The organism is Mycobacterium sp. (genome assembly GCF_050701515.1).
GTDB lineage: Bacteria > Actinomycetota > Actinomycetes > Mycobacteriales > Mycobacteriaceae > Mycobacterium.
This window is the reverse complement of record NZ_JBOGDB010000274.1, coordinates 1-18,369: the sequence shown is the minus strand read 5'-3', so window position 1 is coordinate 18,369 and position 18,369 is coordinate 1. Positions and strand designations below refer to the sequence as shown.

The window sequence follows — 18,369 nt, the reverse complement described above, 5'->3', positions numbered from 1 at the left end:
CTTCCTCCTATGAGCATCGTCGGGGTAGGCATCGATCTCGTGTCGATTCCCGATTTCGCCGAGCAGGTCGACCAGCCCGGCACGGTGTTCGCCGAGACGTTCACCCCCGGTGAGCGCCGCGATGCCGCCGACAAGAGCTCGTCGGCGGCGCGGCACCTGGCGGCCCGCTGGGCGGCCAAGGAGGCGGTGATCAAGGCCTGGTCGGGATCGCGGTTCGCGAAGCGGCCGGTGCTGCCCGAGGGCATCCACCGCGATATCGAGGTCATCACCGACATGTGGGGCCGGCCGCGGGTCCGGCTGACGGGTGCGATCGCCGAGCACTTGGAGAAGGTGACCATCCATTTGTCACTGACCCACGAGGGGGACACCGCCGCCGCGGTCGCCGTTCTCGAAGAGCGATGAGCGATCTGGTCCAGCGGGTGCGTGAGGTGCTGCCGTCGGTGCGGCGGGACCTGGAAGACCTGGTGCGCATCGAATCGGTTTGGGCCGACCCGGCGCGCCGGGACGAGGTGGTGCGCAGCGCCGACGCGGTGGCAAAGCTGTTGTCGCAGGCGGGGTTCGGCGATGTGCAGATCGTCACCGAGGGCGGCGCACCCGCCGTCATCGCCCGTCACCCGGCGCCGCCCGGTGCGCCGACGGTGCTGCTGTACGCCCATCACGACGTGCAACCCGAGGGTGACCGCGGCCAGTGGGTGACGCCGCCGTTCGCGCCGACCCAGCGCGACGGGCGCCTGTACGGCCGCGGCAGCGCCGACGACAAGGCCGGCATCGCAACGCATCTGGCCGCATTCCTGGCACACGGCGGCCAGCCGCCTGTCGGTGTGACGGTTTTCGTCGAAGGCGAGGAGGAGTCGGGGTCGCCGTCGCTGGGCCGGCTGCTGGCCGCGCACCGCGACACGCTGGCCGCCGATGTCATCGTCATCGCCGACTCGGACAACTGGAGCACCGAGATCCCATCGCTGACGGTGTCGTTGCGCGGGCTGGCCGACTGCGTGGTGGAGGTCGCCACGCTCGATCACGGCCTGCACTCGGGGCTGTGGGGCGGTGTGGTGCCCGATGCGCTGAGCGTCCTGGTGCGCCTGCTGGCTTCGCTACACGACGACGACGGCAATGTCGCGGTCGCCGGCCTGCACGAGGCGACCGCCGCCGATGTGGACTACCCGCCGGAGCGGGTTCGGGAAGAGTCGGGCCTGCTCGACGGTGTGGCTGAGATCGGATCTGGCTCAGTGCCACAACGGCTTTGGGCCAAACCCGCGATCACGGTCATCGGGATCGACACCACGCCGATCGCGTCGTCGTCGAACACCTTGATCCCGCGGGCACGTGCGAAAGTCAGCTTGCGCGTCGCGCCCGGCGGTGACGCGCGGGCCCATCTCGACGCGCTCACCCGCCATCTGGAGAAGCACGCGCCGTGGGGCGCGCACGTCACCGTCACACCGGGCGACATCGGCCAGCCGTACGCGATCGACGCCAGCGGCCCGGTCTACGACGCCGCCCGCGCGGCGTTCCGGCAGGCGTGGGGCAACGACCCGGTGGACACCGGCGTGGGTGGGTCGATTCCGTTCATCGCCGAGTTCGCCGCGGCGTTTCCGACCGCGAAGATCCTGGTGACCGGCGTGGAAGACCCTGCGACACAGGCCCATAGCGTCAACGAGAGCCTGCATCTGGGGGTGCTGGAACGCGCGGCGACGGCCGAGGCGCTGCTGCTGGCCAACCTCGCCGGGTCAGACTGACAGGTCGCGGCGCAGTTTTGCGACGTGCCCGGTGGCCTTGATGTTGTACTGCGCGACCGCGATTCGCCCCTTGTCGTCGACGACGAACGTGGAGCGGATGACCCCGTGCACGGTTTTGCCGTACATCTTCTTCTCGCCGTAGGCGCCCCAGGCGGACAGCACCTCGCGGTCGGGATCCGACAGCAGCGGAAAGGTCAGCGCCTGTTCGTCGCGGAACTTCGCGAGCTTGGCCGGTTTGTCGGGGGATATCCCAACGATATCGAGCCCGGCATGGTTGAGCTCGCGCAGGTTGTCGCGAAAGTCGCACGCCTCCTTGGTACATCCCGGTGTCGACGCGGCCGGATAGAAGTAGACGATGACCTTGCGGCCGCGATAGTCGGCCAGCGACACGGTGTTGCCGTCGGCGTCAGGCAGCTTGAACGCGGGGGCTTTGTCGCCCACCTCGAGACGTGGGGTCTGTGCCACCAGGGATCCCTTTCCTCTCCACCGGGGCGTCGGGGATTGCGCCGGCTGAACTAGGGTAGTTCGGCAAGGCGGTGCGGACGATGGAGGACGACAGTGGCGGATCGAGATCCCGACACCATCAAGCAGGATATCGATCAGGCCCGCGACCAGTTGGCGGCCACCGTGGATAACCTCGCCGAACGCGCCAATCCCCGCAGGATCGCCGACGACGTCAAGTCGGGGCTGGTTCGCTTGGTCAAGAAGCCGGCCGTGGCGATGTCGCTGGCCGGGCTGGGGGCGGTGCTGGTTGCGCTCCTGGTCCGCAAGATCAGGAAGCGCTGACGGGACGGCGGTCAGCGCCGACGGCGGACGGGTAGCCAGTCAGCGAAAGAGAAGTGAGGCGGGTTGGCGTGACGGCCCAGCCGGTTGCAGCTGTGCACCATCACCAGCCCGTCGGCCTCGGACGATTGCAGAGCTACGTCATCCGGGATCGACGAATCCGGCGAATGCATCGTGCCGGCGGTCGTCATCAGCTAATACCTCTTTCCGTTCTCTAGCCTGTGACCCGTCGCTGCTGCCTGGATCGTCAGCTAACGGGACCCTAACACTCTGAATGAACTTTTTGCAGCTTGATCCCCTAGTTATTCGCAAGTTGACTCACAGCCGTTACATAGCGGACACGCCTACGGAATCCGTAGGCTGGCTCGCGACAGGCGATACGCAGCACATTTTTGTTGCCAACGACAGTTCTTCAGGTTGACTCCATTGTTAATTATTGTTGGCAACGAAAATATTCTTGCCGAAGTCACAGCCTTGCCGATGGCAGTGTGCCAGGGGCCGGGCAAACGGGAAACGAGCAGGTGGCGTAGAGACTTCTCGTTTGCCACCCGATTAGACCAGCGAAAGCTCCTCCTCCCGGGCCGGCGAGACATAGTTCCTCCTGCAACGACCGACTATCCTTACAAATATTTGCTGACGCCAAAGTTAATAGCAGGTCGGTAGCTACTTCACGTCATCTGGCCAGTTGCGGCCTGGTAGGAGGCCAGCTAACGCATGGGCCAATCTTTGCTGGCAGCTGTTGCTCAGTATTTTGTCAGGTAGCTTCCAGTGTGTTCCTCGTCACAACTGTGCTGAAGGGGGCCGTCATGCGCACCGCTATCCGTCCCTACCTCACGACGGGTGTCGCTCTCGTCGGCTCCAGCGTCATTGCCGTCGCCCCGATTGCAGCGGCACCCCCGGATATAAAGATCGCCAACCCGAACGTGCAGTCTGCTGCGGTCGAGAATCCCTTCGCTTTCTACGAGGAGGTCTTCGAGAGGACTGTTGCAAATATAGAAGCCTTGCTCGAGTTGGCCTCCAACCCGCCCGCAACTGGTCCCGTACCAACCGCCGTATCGAATCTCGAGGACATTCTCGGCGACAACCCGCTGGCACCGCTCCTGGATGGGATTCTCGACGACCCGGAGGCCACCTTCGAGGACTTCGTTGCCAGCTTCGAAGACTTGTTGGAGGAGCTTGAGGCGGCCGGCGAGGGATTGCCAGCGCTGCTTGAAGGCGTGTTAGATGACCTCGCAGCGGGCGACGTCGAGGATGCCGTCAACGCCCTATTGTTTGCCACTGCTGCGACAGCCGTTTCCCTTGCCAACACCGTGGCCGTGCCGCTCTTGGTGCCCGTCCTGGAACCCATCGTGGGACCGATGTCGGCGCCAGTGGTGGCGCAAGGCTTGGTCACCAGCGCAATTCTCGGGTTTGGTGGCCCGCTCATCAGCGGACCCGGGGCGGGCGGCACGGCCCTGCAGGGCGTTATCGACGCGCTGGACTCCGGTGACCCGGAGGACATCCTGGGCGCCCTGATCGATGGACCCGCAATAGCCGCGGACGGAGTGCTCAACGGGGGATACGGCCCCAACCTGGCGGTTCTAACCGGCATGTCGCCACCGCCGCCCGGCCCTGACTTCCTGGCGGGGGGCATTCTCAGCCCAGGCACTACCACCACCCCGTCAGGGGCCATCCTCCCGGGGCCCATTGCCACGGGTATTGGACTAGTTCAGCAGCTCCAGCTCCTGCTGGATCCGCCCGAGACAATGACCAGCATTACCAGCGCGCCTGGGGATGAGGGGCTCAGGACGTTGACCGTCCCCACGGATCAGGGCCTCGAAGAGGGAGCCGGCGCGCAGGACGGCGGCACCCCGCCGGTCACCGTTCAGACGCCACCCGAGGTGGATCCCGAGGACACCGAGAAGTCCAACCAAGACGCCCTGGCCAAGGACGTCGAGGGGAACACCGGTAATACGGGTAACACGGGTCTGTCCGGCGGTCCAAGGATCTTCGGCACAAACCCCGCCGCGCAGGGTGGCGGGACCGGTCTGAACACCCTCGGTGAGGGGATCCGCGACGGAATCAACTCGGCGGTCCAAGGGTTCCGGGACGCCGTGGACACGGTCACCGGCCGGGGCGGCAGCGAAAGCGAACCCGCCGACGCTCCCTAACCACTTCACTTGCAAGGAGATCGGCCCCCTCATTACCAACGGAGGGGCCGGTTCACTGAGTCTGGGTGCGCCGTCAGGGTTTCGAACCCCGGACCCGCTGATTAAGAGTCAGCTGCTCTACCAACTGAGCTAACGGCGCTGCGTGTGCGACAATAACAGGCCCTCCGGCGCCGGGTGAAATCCGCTTTCATCCCCCGACCGCGAGGTTTGACGCCGCGGTCGCCCCTAGTCCATGGTTGCCCTTAGACTATTGCCAGAATCCGTCGAAGTACCCGGTTGCGAGGTGGAACACAGTATGTGGCAGGTCCAATCCGTGGCCCGTCCGCGTCGTTTTCGCGCCTGGCTGATGGCCATCGCCATGGTCCCGGCCGTGGTGTTCGGCCTCAGCGCCTGCGGCGGCGACTCGGCTCCACCGCAGCCCCAGGTCATCGCTAACAAGGGAACGCCGTTCGGTGACCTGCTGGTGCCCAAGCTCACCGCGTCGGTGAAGGACGGCGAAGTCGGCGTGACGGTGGAGACGCCGGTCACGGTCAGCGCCGAGACCGGCGTGTTGGGTTCGGTCACCATGGTGAACGAGGAGGGCCGCCCGGTGTCCGGCCAGCTGAGCCCGGACGGGCTGACCTGGTTCACCACCGAGCCGCTGGGCTACAACAAGCGCTACACAATAAACGCGCAGTCGCTCGGCCTCGGCGGTGTCACCAGCCGGCAGATGAGCTTCGAGACGCACTCGCCGGAGAACCTGACGATGCCGTACCTGCTGCCCAACGACGGCGAGGTCGTCGGCATCGGGCAGCCCATTGCCGTCCGCTTCGACGAGAACATCCCCAACCGGCTGGCGGCGCAGCGGGCCATCACCGTCAAGACGGAACCGCCCGTGGAGGGCGCCTTCTACTGGCTCAACAACCGCGAAGTGCGTTGGCGCCCAGCGAAATACTGGAAGCCGGGCACTACGGTGGACGTCGCGGTCAACACCTACGGGGTCGATCTGGGCGACGGGTTGTTCGGTCAAGACAACGTCACCACACACTTCACCATCGGTGACGAGGTCATCACGACCGTCGACGACAACACCAAGACGCTGACCGTGCGGCAGAACGGCGAGGTCATCAAATCCATGCCGGTGTCGATGGGCAAGAACAGCACGCCGACCAACAACGGCACCTACATCGTGGGCGATCGGTTCGGGCACCTGGTCATGGACTCGTCGACCTACGGCGTGCCGACCAACTCGCCCAACGGCTACCGCACCGAGGTGGATTACGCCACTCAGATTTCGTACAGCGGCATATTCGTGCACGGCGCGCCGTGGTCGGTCGGCAGCCAGGGCTACAGCAATGTCAGCCACGGCTGCATCAACGTCAACACCGGCAACGCGCAGTGGTTCTTCAACAACACCAAGCGCGGCGACATCGTCGAGATCGTCAACACCGTCGGATCCGTGTTGCCCGGCACCGACGGCCTGGGCGACTGGAACATCCCGTGGGAGCAGTGGCGGGCAGGCAACGCGAACATCTGACGCCGAAACGCGTACGCGGCCCGTGGCAATCGTGCCCGGGCCGCGTTGGCGTAATTCTGGGTGGCTGACGGGACTCGAACCCGCGACATCCAGGATCACAACCTGGTGCTCTACCAGCTGAACTACAGCCACCATCGCCGCCGAGCCGGTCGGCACTGCGGCGTCGTCGATACTAGCCGCTCGGTCGCTCGGCGGCCGAATCGATTTGGTCGCCGGCGGGCTCCGTCGGGTTCAGTTCGCTGGCGATCGCGGCGATGTCGCTGGTCGCCGGGCCCGGCGGCGGAACGAACGCGGTGCGGCGGTAGTACTTGAGCTCGCGGATCGATTCACCGATGTCGGCGAGTGCGCGATGCGCGAGGCCCTTCTCCGGCTGCCCGAAGTAGATGCGCGGGTACCAGCGCCTGCACAGCTCCTTGATCGAGCTGACGTCGATCATCCGGTAGTGCAAATAGTCGTCCAGCGTGGGCATGTCGCGGGCGATGAAGCCGCGGTCGGTGGCGATCGAGTTGCCCGCCAGGGGAGCGGTCTTGGCCTGCTTGACGTGGGTGCGGACATAGTCCAGCACCAGCTCCTCGGCGGCCGGCACATCGATGGTGGACGCCCGCACCTCGTCGACGAGGCCCGAACGGTTGTGCATCTGGGTTACCACGTCGATCATTCGAGACAGCGCCTCGTCGGGGGCGTGGATGACCACGTCAATGCCTTCGCCAAGGACATTGAGGTCGGCGTCGGTCACCAGCACCGCGATCTCGATGAGCCGGTCGGACTTCAGATCCAGGCCGGTCATCTCACAGTCGATCCACACCAGTTCGTCACGCACGACGCTTACAGTAAGCCCACACCCGACAAGGGCCCTACCACACCCACCGCCAGCGGTGGGTGCCCAGTAATGTTCGACCCATGACGACCAAATCGACTGCACCCCCCGCCCAGCAGATCGCCGCCGGTTATGCCGTCGAAGGACAGGCACTCGAACTGGGCACCGTCGTCGTTGACGGCGCCGTTGATCCGACCGCGCAGATCCGCATCCCGCTGGCCACGGTCAACCGGCACGGGCTCGTCGCCGGGGCCACCGGCACCGGTAAGACGAAGTCGCTGCAGGTGATAGCCGAACAGCTGTCCGCGGCCGGGGTGCCGGTGATGATGGCCGACATCAAGGGCGACTTGTCGGGACTTTCACGGCCGGGTGAGTCCGACGACAAGATCGAGCAGCGGGCGAAGGACACCGGTGACGATTGGACGCCGACGGCCTATCCGGTGGAATTCCTGTCCCTGGGCACTTCCGGGATCGGTGTGCCGGTGCGTGCCACCATCTCCAGTTTCGGTCCGATTCTGCTGTCAAAGGTGCTGGGGCTCAATGCGACTCAGGAGTCCACGCTCGGTCTGATCTTCCACTGGGCCGATCAGAAGGGCTTGTCTCTGCTTGACATCAAGGACCTGCGGGCGGTGATCACCTACCTGACCAGCGACGAGGGTAAGCCCGAACTGAAGGCCCTCGGCGCGGTCTCGTCGACGACAGCGGGCGTAATCCTGCGCGCGCTGGTCAATCTCGAAGCGGAGGGCGCCGACACCTTCTTCGGCGAGCCGGAGCTGGAGCCGAAAGATCTGCTGCGGGTCGACGCCCAGGGTCGCGGCATCATCAGCCTCCTCGAGTTGGGAAATCAGGCCGCTCGCCCGGTGATGTTCTCGACGTTCCTGATGTGGGTGCTGGCCGACTTGTTCACCACGCTGCCCGAGGTCGGTGACGTCGACAAACCGAAGCTGGTCTTCTTCTTCGACGAGGCGCATCTGCTGTTCACCGACGCGTCGAAGGCGTTCCTCGAGCAGGTCGAGCAGACCGTCAAGCTGATCCGGTCCAAGGGCGTCGGGGTGTTCTTCTGCACCCAATTGCCCACCGACGTGCCCAACGACGTGCTTTCCCAGCTCGGCGCCCGCATTCAGCACGCGTTGCGCGCGTTCACCCCGGACGACCAGAAGGCCTTGTCCAAAACCGTCCGCACCTACCCGAAAACCGATGTCTACGACCTGGAGTCGGCGTTGACGTCACTGGGCATCGGTGAAGCCGTCGTCACCGTGCTCTCCGAAAAGGGTGCGCCGACGCCGGTGGCGTGGACCCGGATGCGGGCCCCGCGTTCGCTGATGGACACCATCGGACCGGATGCGATCAAGGCTGCCGCACAGGCCAGCCCGCTGCAGGCCGAGTACGGCCAGACGATCGACGGCGATTCGGCCTACGAGCGGCTGAACGCCAAGCTGGCGCCGCAGGAGGCGTCGCCCGACGGCGCTCTGCCGCCTCCGCTACCCGTCGACCCGGGGGGAGCCAGCGCTCAGGGCGAGGCGAAGTCGCGAGGGGCCGCCGAGCCCGGGATGTTGGAAAAGATGATGAGCAGCCCGGCGTTCAAGAGCGCGATGCGGTCGGCGGGAACGGTGCTTGGCCGGGAGATCACCCGCAGCATCTTCGGTACCGGCCGCCGGCGCCGCTAGCAGCTAGCCGCCGCCGAGCTTCTTGTAGAACGCGCCCACGATCGGCGCCACGATCGCGCGGGGCGCATAGCCGCTGGCCACCGACATGGCCTTGGAGGTGACACCGGGCACCACTCGCATCTTGTTGCGCTCCAACGCATCCAGCGACTGCTTTGCGGTGTACTCGGTCGAGATCCACAGGAAGTCCGGTATCAGTCTCTCCACCAGCGACTGCTCATGGTCAGCGGGCAACGTTTCGCGCACCGGACCGGGGGCCAGCAGCGTCACATGCACGCCTGCCCGCTTGAGTTCACCGTGCAGCGACTCGCTGAAGGTGTTGACGAACGCCTTGGTGGCCGCATAGGTGGCGTTGTTGGGGATCGGTGAATTGCCCGCCGCCGAACCGGATATCAGGATCCCACCGACCCCGCGCTCAACCATCCCAGGCAGCACAGCGAGTGTAAGGTCGTGCACACCAAGGACATTCAGCTGAACCTGTGCTTTCTCGTCGGCCGGATCCAGTTTGTCGACCGGACCGAACGTCGCGGTGCCTGCATTCGCGCACAGGATCGAGATGTTGCGGCCGGCCAGCTCGTCGGCCAGTTTGGTGCGTTCGCATGCGTCGGCGAGGTCGACCGGGCGCACCTCGACGACTACCCCGTATTGCTCCGTCAGCCGGTTCGCCAACCCGGATAGCACGTCCTCGCGCCGGGCCGTGACGATCAGGTGGTGCCCTCGCGCGGCCAGCTCGTCGGCCAGCGCTTCGCCGATGTTCTGCGAGGCACCGGTCACGACCGCGCGGGCATCCGGGCTAGGAGCGGGTACTGGCATGGGCCGGACTATATCGTGGGCCACCATGGACGATCCGCGCCCGCCTGGGCAAACCACCGGGCGGTCGCGGGTGCTGGCATGGGCCCTCTGGGACTGCGGGTCCACCGGGTTCAACGCCATCGTCGTGACGTTCGTTTTCACGGTGTACCTGACCGACGCCGTCGGCGACGATCTGCCGGGCGACACCAGCCCGACCAGCTGGCTGGGGTGGGCACTGGCTGCCGCCGGTCTGGTGGTCGCTCTGTTCGCCCCGGTCACCGGGATCTGGGTCGACGCGCCGTGGCGGCGGCGCGGCGTGTTGGCCGTGCTGACCGGGCTGGTGGTGTTGCTGACCGCGGCGATGAGTCTGATCCGCGACGACTACCGCTACCTCTGGGCGGGCCTGGTCTTGCTGGCCTGCGCCGCCGCCTTCAGCGAGTTGGCGACCGTGCCGTACAACGCCATGCTGCGCCAGCTCTCCACCCCGGAAAACTCGGGTCGGATCTCCGGATTCGGTTGGGGCATGGGTTATTTCGGCAGCGTCACGCTGTTGTTGGTGGTCTACTTCGGATTCATCTCCGGCGACGGCGCCACCCGGGGCCTGCTCGGCTTGCCGGTCCAGGACGGCCAGAACATCCGGGCGGCCATGCTGATGACCGCCGCCTGGTTCGCCCTGTTCGCCCTGCCGGTGCTCATCGCGGCGCCCACCGCGAGGCCTGAACCCGGAGAGCCACAGCAGGCTGTCGGCTTCTTCGGCGCCTACCGCAAGTTGTGGTCCGAAGTCGTCGGCGAATGGCGACGCGACCACCACGTCGTCTACTACCTGCTCGCCAGCGCGGTGTTCCGGGACGGCCTGGCGGGCGTCTTCGCGTTCGGCGCGGTATTGGGAGTCAGCGTCTACGGCGTTTCGGAAGCCAACGTGCTGCTGTTCGGTGTGAGCGCCAGCGTCGTCGCCGCGATCGGCGCGCTGCTCGGCGGGCTTTTCGATGACCGGCTGGGATCCAAGACCGTCATCGTCGGCTCATTGACCTCGATGATCATCGCGGGGCTTGTCCTGATGACGCTGTCCGGACCGCTGGCATTCTGGGTATGCGGACTCCTGCTGTGCCTGTTCATTGGGCCGGCGCAGTCGGCGGCGCGGACGCTGATGCTGCGGATGTCGGCCGAAGGCAAGGAGGGTGTTGCGTTCGGCCTGTACACCACCACCGGGCGCGCGGTGTCGTTCCTGTCGCCGACTTTGTTCGCCGCCTTCATCGGTTGGTTCGGCACCGATCGCGCCGGGATTGGCGGGCTGTTGGTGGTGGTGGCCGCCGGACTGGCCGCCATGCTGGCGGTACACGCACCGCGCCGTGTTCCGGTGCGCTAGTGAGGACGTGCGCGACGGTTGCGCGGGCGACCACGACTTCGTTGCGGTTGCGGGCCAGACCAGGCCAGCGGCGACGACATTGCGGCTGTCGGCGCTGATGATGATCTGGGTGTTGATGCTGCGCCGGTAGATCTTGGCCCCGAGCGGTGATCGTCTGGTTGTGCACCGGGTCGCAGGGTGCCGTCAATGATCCACCGCCCGCGATGCTCGCCAGGATTGGGCGTGAGAGAGCGGGCCAGTACCAGCACCAGGTGATGAATGATGCGGTCCATCGTCGATTGACTGGTGCAGAACAGCGCCGCCAGCGTCCTGGTGGTCAGGTTGGTGCAGATGGATCTGCACCACCGGCACCCTGACCGCAGGGCCAAGGTCGTCCGGACGCGGCGGTAGGCGATGTCGGGTGATGGCAAAGATGGTGTGAATCCGGACATGGGTTAGGCCGGTGAGCGGCAGCAGGTTTGGCGATCGGTGTAGCAGCGGGTTGATGTCGGTGGCTGATGGTTTCATGTGGTCCATGGCAGCTATGGGCATCGACACCACCACCGCCACCAGCGGTGAGATGGGGGTGCCGCGGCGGCGGGGTAAGTCCAAAGCGCCGAACTTCAAATACACCGGGCCGCTGTCGGTGATCCGCCTTGAGCTGGACCTCTCCGATGAGCGGACTCGCCGGCGTGTGGAGCGCCACTGGGGCGCGGTGTTTCGGCTGCGACGAGCGCTGCATCGCGATGCCCAAACGCGCTGCCGCGCGTACTGGGCGGCACATCATGAGCGCGAGCGTGATCCGAACGCGGTGCGGGATCGGCTCGGGTTGTCCCGCAAGGGGATCGAAGCATCGGCCAAACTCCATATTGAGGGCAGCGGCTGGATGCGTGACCATCTGACCAAGGCCATCGGGCTGCATATGGCCGACGAGGTGTGGGAAACGATCGATCGTCACCTGTTTGCCGACGCCTCGGGGCGCCGGCATGGGCCGCCCCGGATCGGGTCGTGGTGGGAGTTCACCCGGATTCCGGGGCGGGCCCGCTCGCACACCAAAGCCACGCCGACCTGGGAGACCTATCGGCTGGTCGGCAGCCTCGATGGGCACCTGGCCAGCTATCGGCACCCCAGCCTGCCTGCCGCGGTGAGCACCGCCACGGTGGCGGCCACCCACCCGGCGGGGACCTCGATTCTGGCCCAGCCCGTCCGGCTGTCCGCGCCGATGCGGCCCGCGAGCGGGTCATGGGCCGATCACAGCGGGGTGCTGGCGGTGGTGTTCACCGGCCTGCCCCGCGGCGATGTGGTGTTGCCGGTGCGGCTGCCCCAAGGGGCGGGGCAGTGGGCTCACCTGGCGCATTTCCTGGCCGATCGCAGCGTCTGGCACAAGATCGACCTGGTGCGGGTACAGGATCGCCGCGCCCCGGGTGGGTGGCGGTATTACGCGCACCTGTTGGTGCATCGAGCCGGGTTTGAGTCTGAGTCAACCCGAGCTCGACGCGCCGAGATCCCCGCTGGCCGGCGGGCCGGGGTGGACGCGAATGTGTCCAACCTGGCGCTGGTCTCCTTCCCCGGAGATCAGCCCGACCAGCTGGTCATCGACCAGATCCAGTGCACACCCGAGCAGCAGCACACTGCCGCCCGGGCGGCTATGAAAGCCCGGGCCCGCCAGCGCGCGTTGGACAGGTCGCGGCGCACCACCAACCCCGAGCAATACGGTTGCTCTGTGCGCCAGGCCGCCCGGGCGGCTCGCCGCGCTGCCAGTGAGCTGCCGGCCAAGCAGATCACCAATCCCGGTGGGGCCCGGCATGCCCGCGCCGATGGGGTGCCACTGCGTGGCTATCGCCACGACACGCTGTCACACCGCTACCATCGCGTCCGTGCCAATCATGCCGCCCAGTCCCGTAGCGCCAGTCAGGCCAAACACGCCCGCGCCGTAGCGGTCGCCGCGCGGATTGTTGCCGCCCACGGCACCACCATCACCGTGGAGGACACCAACATTTCCACCTGGGCGCGGTTGTGGGGCAAGCGCACTCAGTTGTTCAGTCCCGGCATGCTCGTCACAGCCCTCGCGGTAGAGTGCCGTGCCGGCGGTGGGCGGCTGCAGCGTGCCGGCACCCGATCCACTGCGCTCAGTCAGCACTGCCTATGCGGCAAGCGGATCCCGAAGCCGCTGTCTCAGCGCACCCACGCGTGTCCGCACTGCGGGCTGGTCGTCGACCGCGACATCGCGTCGGCGATGCTGGCGGCGTGTGTCGAGCTCACCGATCCTGCTGATCCGCGCACCGCGCGGGTCGACTACCGACTTGCCCACGCCCTTCGGGCGGGGCTGGCCTCCCAGCAAGAGTGGGAGGGCTCAGTCAACCGGCACCAGCCACCAGCACCACCACGTGCTGGACTGGCCAGGACCGGCAGCCACCCCGCCGTGGTCTCTGCTGAGCAAGCGGCACTCGGCCCACCCCCGAACAGACCAAGGTCCCAGCCTGGACGTCACGGGACCAGCCGAAAAGAACAGCCCCCAAACTGTTCGGCGCTGCATGACCCATAACGGGACAACTCTTAGCGCACCGCGGTGCAGGTCGTCAGGCCGGCACCGCTGCTCTGCTGAACCTGAACACCGTTGATCGACACCGAGCAGGAGACGTTGCGGCCGACGTTGACGACCATGATGCTGGCCGAATCCTCTGCCGGGCTGGGCAGTTCCACTTCTTTACGCCACGGCAGCACGACGTTGAATTCCGTCTGCAGCAGGCTGCCGGTGTCGACATAGGTGATGTTGATCGCCCGGCCGTCGCCGTTGACCTCGTAGACCACCGTTTCGGTGGCACCCGGGGTCACCGACTCGGTCGGCGGGGTGATCGGCGGCGCCGGGATGATCGGGGTGGGCGGGCGTGACGTGGTCGTCGGCGTCCGCGTGGTGGTGGTCGGTTCCGGCATCGGCGGCGGCGCGACGACCGTTTCCTGTTGGGAGCTGTTGGCGACCACCAACGCGATCACCATGCCAACAACAAGCAGCACGGCCACCGCCGCCAGCACCCAGAGCCAGCGCGGCGACTTGGGCTCGGTCGGCGGTGGGCCCGGCGGTTCGCCCGGCGGGTAGTGCGTGCCGTATTGCCCGGTTGAATATGGGTCATAGCCATACGGCCACTGCGGCAATTGCTCGGTGGGCGGCGGGACGTACGGGGTCTGGTAGGTGGGTCCGTAGGGCGCATGGCCGGCATACGCCGGATCCGAGTACGCCGGGTAGCCGGGGTAGCCGGTGCCCGTCGGTTGGGTCGGATCGGCACCGTCGCGTCGTGGAGTGTCGGTCATACCCACCTCATGGCTGCAGGGTACCTGTGCACTCGCTCAGTCGACCGATCAGGCCGTCGCAACCTCGATGAACGCGCGTCGTTTCGCTCGCCGACTCCATCACCATGGAGAATCGGCACCGTGGGAGAGCAGGTTCGTCGGGTCTACGGGCCGTCGATGTCGCCGGATGCCACCGCGTTCGCCCACCTCGTTGACGACGGCGGCTATCCACGCGCGGTGCAGCGTTTCCTGCGCGGCTGGCGGGCGAGCTCGTCCCGTGACGTCGAGTTGCCCGTCGAAGGTCCCGTCACCCGGGTCATGCACTCCGCTGACGGACACTGGCTGGCCTGCCAGGTTGCCCCCGAGGGCGGCACCCGCAGCCAGATCTGGGTGGTAACGACCGATCCCGACGACCGCGACGCGCGACGGATCGACCGTTGGCCCGACATTTGGCAGGAAGGAACCGCCGAGCTCATCAGTTGGGACGGCACACTGGTCGCGGCCATCCTCACCGGTGACGACGGCGTCGGTAGTTCATGTCTCATCGATCCGACCGACGGCACCACGACAGTTCTGGATCGCCGTTCAGGAGGCCGGCTTGTGGATGCGTGGGCGGGCGCATCATTGGTACGGGTGGGACCACGCGGCTACCGCGATTTGATCATGCTGCGTGGGCTGACCGAAATCGCTGTGCTGCCATACGATCCTGGCTCCACCACCGACATGGGCGTGATCCTGGACGACCACAGCCCCCGTCGCCTTCGGTCGGGTCTGGAAGGGGAACACACCGAGCTGTATCAGCCGGCTAAGTTCTACGGGGTCAACAGCACCGAAGGCTATGTGCGTGCCTTGATCCGCAGTGAGAACGGCGCGGACCATGCCCGACTCATCGAGGTGACCACCACTCCGGATGGCGTGTCCTATCAAGTGGTCGCCGAGCGCCCGGGATACGAACTGGACGAGTTCACCGTCAGCGATGACCTTTCGACGGTGGCAATGTTGTGGAACATCCACGGCGCCAGCGAGTTACAGGTCCTCGAGCTTGCGGACAATACTCTGGACGCACCGATTCCGCTGCCCGGCATGGTAGCCAGCGAACTCAGCATCAGCGCAGGCGGTTCGATGCTGGCGATGACGGTGGAAGGCCCATCGACGCCGCCGACGGTGGAGCTCGTCGATCCGCGATCGCGTGAATGGGAGGCCGTCGACCGGGAACCCAGTCTGGGGCCGGTCGCGGCCGACCCCACGCTGGAAACCATCACCGCCAGGGACGGGTTGGAGTTCACCGGCTGGCTGTTTCGGCCACCCGCGGAAGTGGAGTCGACGGGAGCGATGATCTTCCTGCACGGTGGCCCCGAAGGTCAGGGCCGGCCGGGCTACAACGAGTTCTTCCCGCCGCTGCTGCAGGCGGGCATCACCGTTTTTCTCCCGAATGTGCGGGGCTCCGGCGGATTCGGCCGCTCGTTCATGCATGCCGACGATAATGAACGGCGATTTGCGGCGATCGACGATGTCGCCGACGCGGCGCGGTTTCTGGTTGAGCGCGGTCTGGCGCCGGCCAACCGCATCGCTTGCTGCGGTTGGTCATACGGCGGATATCTGACTCAGGCGGCGCTCACTTTTCATCCGCAGTTGTTCGCCGCCGGGATCAGCATCTGCGGAATGAGCGACTTGAATACCTGGTATCGCAACACCGAGCCGTGGATCGCGCAGGCGGCCTATTCCAAGTACGGCCACCCGGTCGGAGACCGAGAACTCCTCGACCAGTTGTCGCCGCTGCTTCGTGCGCATGCCTTGACCGCGCCGCTGCTGCTGGTCCACGGTCTCAACGACACCAATGTGCCGCCCAGCGAGTCGCAGCAAATGTTCGACGCGTTGCGCGCGCTCGGCCACAGCGTCGAGCTTCTGGTTTTCGACGACGACGGCCACGAGATCGACAAACGCGAGAACCGGGCTGTGCTGGTCAAAGCCATGAGCGACTGGCTCACTGCGGCATTCGGGTCCACTCCGATTCGCTAACCGATACGATCCGCGATGGCACGTTTACTGAAATTATCAGTGGGGTAAACACTCGTGCGCCCAGTCGGCGCCCAACAGGAGGAGCCAAGCATGCGCGGAATTCTCGGCGTGATTGTTTTGGTTTGGTTGCTGATCGGTGTGGTCGCCGCCTATCAGCGCGATTACTTCACGAGCGGCGACACCAACTGCGCAACCACGGCGCGGGTCGCTTTGACCGTTCTTGCCGGCCCGCTGAATTACATGGGGGTCAACCCCAAGGTGGATTGCAACGTCAACGTACCTCAGCCAAGTGCTAGTGGTCTGCCCGAAATCGTCGGGCAGAACGGTGATTTGACGATCGGAGTGGCGTCATGATTGTTCTTGGTGTGATTCTGGCCATCCTCGGCTGGATTTTCGGCCTCAACTGGCTCTGGATGATCGGCATCGTGTTGGTTGTCATCGGGGCCGTGTTCTGGCTACTCGGCCGGGCCGGGCGTCCGGTCGGCGGCCGACGCGCCTGGTACTAAAGGCTAGCGACCCGTTCGGCCGGCCGAGGTCAGCGCCGCGACCGTCATCCCCCGCAAGACGGCACGCGAGCTGGCCGGGCCGGTCGACCTGGCTGTGCTGGGCCGGACGCTGTGCGGTGTGGAGTTGAGCAGGCCGAAAACGGCGTGCGCCATCAGCCGGGCGTCGGCGTCGCTCAGTGAGTCGTCCAGCCGCCGCAGCACGTCGACCCAGATCTCGACGTATTGCCGTTGGGCCTTGCGTACCTGGCGCTTGGCGGGCGGCGGCAGATGTCCTAGATCGCGGTCCTGGATGCGAATCAGATCGGACTCGCCGAGCGCGAAATCGAGGTGGAAGTCAATCAATCGGTCCAACGCGGTCTTGGGATCGTCGGCTTCGTTGACAACGGCGGTCGCTCCGGCCAGCAGTCGCGTGCTGATACCCACAAGCAGCTCGACCAGTAGCGCCTCCTTGTTGGGGAAGTGCCGGTAGATCGCCGGCCCGCTGACCCCGGCCGCGGCACCGATGTCCTCCAACCGCACGGCCAGAAAGCCCCGCTCGGCGACCAGCCGTTCCGCGGCGGCGATCAGCGCCGACCGGCGGTCGGATTTGGCTCTATTGCGGCTGGTGACGGCCGGCGTCGGCATCGCGCTACCCCTGTTTCGCCGGTGGACATTTCGGTTAATCGTGACTAACATACTACGAGTTAGTCGTCATTAACTCAACCGAACGGGCAGCAAGCGATGGCACCGCCGAAATCCAGTCGCGACGAGCATCTCGCGCTCGTCGGACAGCTGCGGGAGAAAATGGCCGCCGCCGCGCTCGGTGGCTCGGCCAAGGCCCGCGAGCGCCATGTCGGCCGTGGCAAGTTGCTGCCAAGGGATCGGGTGGACGGGCTGCTGGACCCTGGCAGCCCGCTGCTGGAGCTGGCGCCGCTCGCCGCCGACGGCATGTACGACGACGAATGTCCCGGTGCGGGCATGATCGCCGGCGTCGGACGGGTATCCGGGCGCGAATGCATGATCGTGGCCAACGACGCGACCGTGAAAGGCGGCACGTACTACCCGATTACGGTCAAGAAGCACCTGCGGGCACAGGAGATCGCCGGGCAGAACCGCTTGCCGTGCATCTACCTGGTGGATTCCGGCGGGGCGTTTTTGCCGCGACAGGACGAAGTGTTCCCCGACCGCGAGCACTTCGGCCGCATCTTCTACAACCAGGCCACGCTCAGCGCCGACGGCATCCCGCAGATCGCTGCCGTGCTGGGCTCGTGCACCGCGGGCGGCGCGTACGTGCCTGCCATGAGCGACGAGGCGGTGATCGTCCGTAACCAGGGCACCATCTTCCTCGGCGGCCCGCCGCTGGTGAAGGCCGCAACCGGCGAAGTGGTGACCGCAGAGGAGCTGGGCGGCGGCGACCTGCATTCCAAGATCTCGGGTGTCACCGACCATCTGGCGCACGACGACCGGGACGCGCTGCGCATCGTGCGGCGCATCGTGGCGACGCTGGGCCCGCGCACCGACCCGCCGTGGGAGGTGGCCGCGTCGGTGGATGCGGTGGCCGATCAGACCGAGCTCTATGACGTCGTCCCGGTCGATCCCCGAGTGCCCTATGACGTCCATGAGGTCATAAGGCGCATTGTCGATGGCGGCGAATTCGCCGAGTTCAAAGTCGATTACGGTGCAACGCTGGTCACCGGTTTCGCCCGTATCCATGGCCACCCGGTGGGGATCGTCGCCAACAACGGCGTGCTGTTCTCCGAATCTGCTCTCAAGGGTG

General features: G+C 66.1%; 19 protein-coding genes and 2 tRNA genes. 13 read left to right on the top strand and 8 right to left on the bottom strand.

The window, feature by feature from the left end; translation table 11 throughout:
* The first annotated feature begins 9 nt into the window (after window positions 1–9).
* A complete protein-coding gene (gene acpS, locus ACRDU5_RS20555; RefSeq protein ID WP_526616738.1) occupies window positions 10–402 on the top strand; it encodes a holo-ACP synthase AcpS in 393 nt (130 codons plus the stop codon).
* A complete protein-coding gene (locus tag ACRDU5_RS20550; RefSeq protein ID WP_526616736.1) occupies window positions 399–1,733 on the top strand; it encodes a dipeptidase in 1,335 nt (444 codons plus the stop codon). The genes acpS and ACRDU5_RS20550 overlap by 4 nt, the downstream gene beginning before the upstream one ends.
* On the opposite strand, the gene bcp is transcribed toward ACRDU5_RS20550, so the two are convergent.
* Window positions 1,725–2,198, bottom strand: a complete 474-nt coding sequence (gene bcp, locus ACRDU5_RS20545) for a thioredoxin-dependent thiol peroxidase (RefSeq protein ID WP_526616735.1) — start codon at window positions 2,196–2,198, stop codon at window positions 1,725–1,727. The two genes, ACRDU5_RS20550 and bcp, sit on opposite strands and share 9 nt — an antisense overlap.
* A 93-nt stretch (window positions 2,199–2,291) precedes the next feature.
* Between bcp and ACRDU5_RS20540 the strand changes: the two genes are divergently transcribed.
* A complete protein-coding gene (locus ACRDU5_RS20540; protein ID WP_526616734.1) occupies window positions 2,292–2,519 on the top strand; it encodes a DUF3618 domain-containing protein in 228 nt (75 codons plus the stop codon).
* A gap of 11 nt (window positions 2,520–2,530) precedes the next feature.
* Here the strand turns inward: ACRDU5_RS20540 and ACRDU5_RS20535 are convergent, their stop codons facing one another.
* Window positions 2,531–2,707: a hypothetical protein gene (locus ACRDU5_RS20535; RefSeq protein WP_526616732.1), complete on the bottom strand. Its 177-nt coding sequence runs from the start codon at window positions 2,705–2,707 to the stop codon at window positions 2,531–2,533.
* 615 nt (window positions 2,708–3,322) lie between these two features.
* On the opposite strand from ACRDU5_RS20535, the gene ACRDU5_RS20530 reads away from it, so the two are divergent.
* Complete coding sequence (locus ACRDU5_RS20530; RefSeq protein WP_526616731.1) at window positions 3,323–4,666, top strand: hypothetical protein; 1,344 nt, start codon at window positions 3,323–3,325, stop codon at window positions 4,664–4,666.
* A 66-nt stretch (window positions 4,667–4,732) separates the two neighbouring features.
* On the opposite strand, the gene ACRDU5_RS20525 is transcribed toward ACRDU5_RS20530, so the two are convergent.
* Window positions 4,733–4,805, bottom strand: a tRNA-Lys gene (locus ACRDU5_RS20525).
* Between the two features lie 156 nt (window positions 4,806–4,961).
* On the opposite strand from ACRDU5_RS20525, the gene ACRDU5_RS20520 reads away from it, so the two are divergent.
* On the top strand, window positions 4,962–6,182 hold the full coding sequence (locus ACRDU5_RS20520) for an Ig-like domain-containing protein (RefSeq protein ID WP_526616729.1): 1,221 nt from the start codon (window positions 4,962–4,964) through the stop codon (window positions 6,180–6,182).
* A 59-nt stretch (window positions 6,183–6,241) separates the two neighbouring features.
* On the opposite strand, the gene ACRDU5_RS20515 is transcribed toward ACRDU5_RS20520, so the two are convergent.
* Together ACRDU5_RS20515 and orn are read right to left on the bottom strand one after the other, a co-directional pair.
* Window positions 6,242–6,314 (bottom strand) — tRNA-His (locus ACRDU5_RS20515).
* Window positions 6,315–6,354: 40 nt separating this feature from the next.
* Window positions 6,355–7,002 (bottom strand): oligoribonuclease, encoded by a 648-nt coding sequence (orn, locus tag ACRDU5_RS20510; RefSeq protein WP_526616728.1) that lies wholly within the window; start codon window positions 7,000–7,002, stop codon window positions 6,355–6,357.
* 80 nt (window positions 7,003–7,082) lie between these two features.
* On the opposite strand from orn, the gene ACRDU5_RS20505 reads away from it, so the two are divergent.
* Window positions 7,083–8,666 (top strand): helicase HerA-like domain-containing protein, encoded by a 1,584-nt coding sequence (locus tag ACRDU5_RS20505; RefSeq protein ID WP_526616726.1) that lies wholly within the window; start codon window positions 7,083–7,085, stop codon window positions 8,664–8,666.
* A 3-nt stretch (window positions 8,667–8,669) separates the two neighbouring features.
* On the opposite strand, the gene cmrA is transcribed toward ACRDU5_RS20505, so the two are convergent.
* Window positions 8,670–9,476, bottom strand: a complete 807-nt coding sequence (gene cmrA, locus ACRDU5_RS20500) for a mycolate reductase (RefSeq protein ID WP_526616725.1) — start codon at window positions 9,474–9,476, stop codon at window positions 8,670–8,672.
* A 25-nt stretch (window positions 9,477–9,501) separates the two neighbouring features.
* On the opposite strand from cmrA, the gene ACRDU5_RS20495 reads away from it, so the two are divergent.
* The 3 genes from ACRDU5_RS20495 (at window position 9,502) to ACRDU5_RS20485 (ending at window position 13,345) form a co-directional block, all read left to right on the top strand.
* Window positions 9,502–10,821 (top strand): MFS transporter, encoded by a 1,320-nt coding sequence (locus ACRDU5_RS20495; RefSeq protein WP_526616723.1) that lies wholly within the window; start codon window positions 9,502–9,504, stop codon window positions 10,819–10,821.
* A 7-nt stretch (window positions 10,822–10,828) separates the two neighbouring features.
* On the top strand, window positions 10,829–10,951 hold the full coding sequence (locus tag ACRDU5_RS20490) for a hypothetical protein (RefSeq protein ID WP_526616722.1): 123 nt from the start codon (window positions 10,829–10,831) through the stop codon (window positions 10,949–10,951).
* Window positions 10,952–11,305: 354 nt separating this feature from the next.
* The gene (locus tag ACRDU5_RS20485) at window positions 11,306–13,345 is read left to right on the top strand and encodes a zinc ribbon domain-containing protein (protein ID WP_526616721.1); all 2,040 of its coding nucleotides are present in this window, start codon (window positions 11,306–11,308) and stop codon (window positions 13,343–13,345) included.
* An 11-nt stretch (window positions 13,346–13,356) separates the two neighbouring features.
* Here ACRDU5_RS20485 and ACRDU5_RS20480 read toward each other — a convergent pair whose 3' ends face one another.
* Window positions 13,357–14,109 carry an MmpS family transport accessory protein gene (locus ACRDU5_RS20480; RefSeq protein WP_526616720.1) on the bottom strand — a complete coding sequence of 251 codons (753 nt, stop codon included), beginning with the start codon at window positions 14,107–14,109 and terminating at the stop codon, window positions 13,357–13,359.
* A gap of 156 nt (window positions 14,110–14,265) precedes the next feature.
* On the opposite strand from ACRDU5_RS20480, the gene ACRDU5_RS20475 reads away from it, so the two are divergent.
* The 3 genes from ACRDU5_RS20475 to ACRDU5_RS20465 all read left to right on the top strand — a co-directional run bounded on the left by ACRDU5_RS20475 (window position 14,266) and on the right by ACRDU5_RS20465 (window position 16,613).
* On the top strand, window positions 14,266–16,107 hold the full coding sequence (locus ACRDU5_RS20475) for an alpha/beta hydrolase family protein (protein WP_526616744.1): 1,842 nt from the start codon (window positions 14,266–14,268) through the stop codon (window positions 16,105–16,107).
* Window positions 16,108–16,197: 90 nt separating this feature from the next.
* The gene (locus ACRDU5_RS20470) at window positions 16,198–16,461 is read left to right on the top strand and encodes a hypothetical protein (RefSeq protein WP_526616719.1); all 264 of its coding nucleotides are present in this window, start codon (window positions 16,198–16,200) and stop codon (window positions 16,459–16,461) included.
* Window positions 16,458–16,613, top strand: a complete 156-nt coding sequence (locus ACRDU5_RS20465; protein WP_526616717.1) for a DUF6131 family protein — start codon at window positions 16,458–16,460, stop codon at window positions 16,611–16,613. Before ACRDU5_RS20470 ends, ACRDU5_RS20465 begins: the two co-directional genes overlap by 4 nt.
* A 3-nt stretch (window positions 16,614–16,616) precedes the next feature.
* On the opposite strand, the gene ACRDU5_RS20460 is transcribed toward ACRDU5_RS20465, so the two are convergent.
* Window positions 16,617–17,237 (bottom strand): SACE_7040 family transcriptional regulator, encoded by a 621-nt coding sequence (locus ACRDU5_RS20460; RefSeq protein WP_526616716.1) that lies wholly within the window; start codon window positions 17,235–17,237, stop codon window positions 16,617–16,619.
* Window positions 17,238–17,333: 96 nt separating this feature from the next.
* Here ACRDU5_RS20460 and ACRDU5_RS20455 point away from each other — a divergent pair.
* A partial coding sequence (locus ACRDU5_RS20455) for a carboxyl transferase domain-containing protein (protein ID WP_526616714.1) occupies window positions 17,334–18,369 on the top strand: 1,036 nt, incomplete at its 3' end.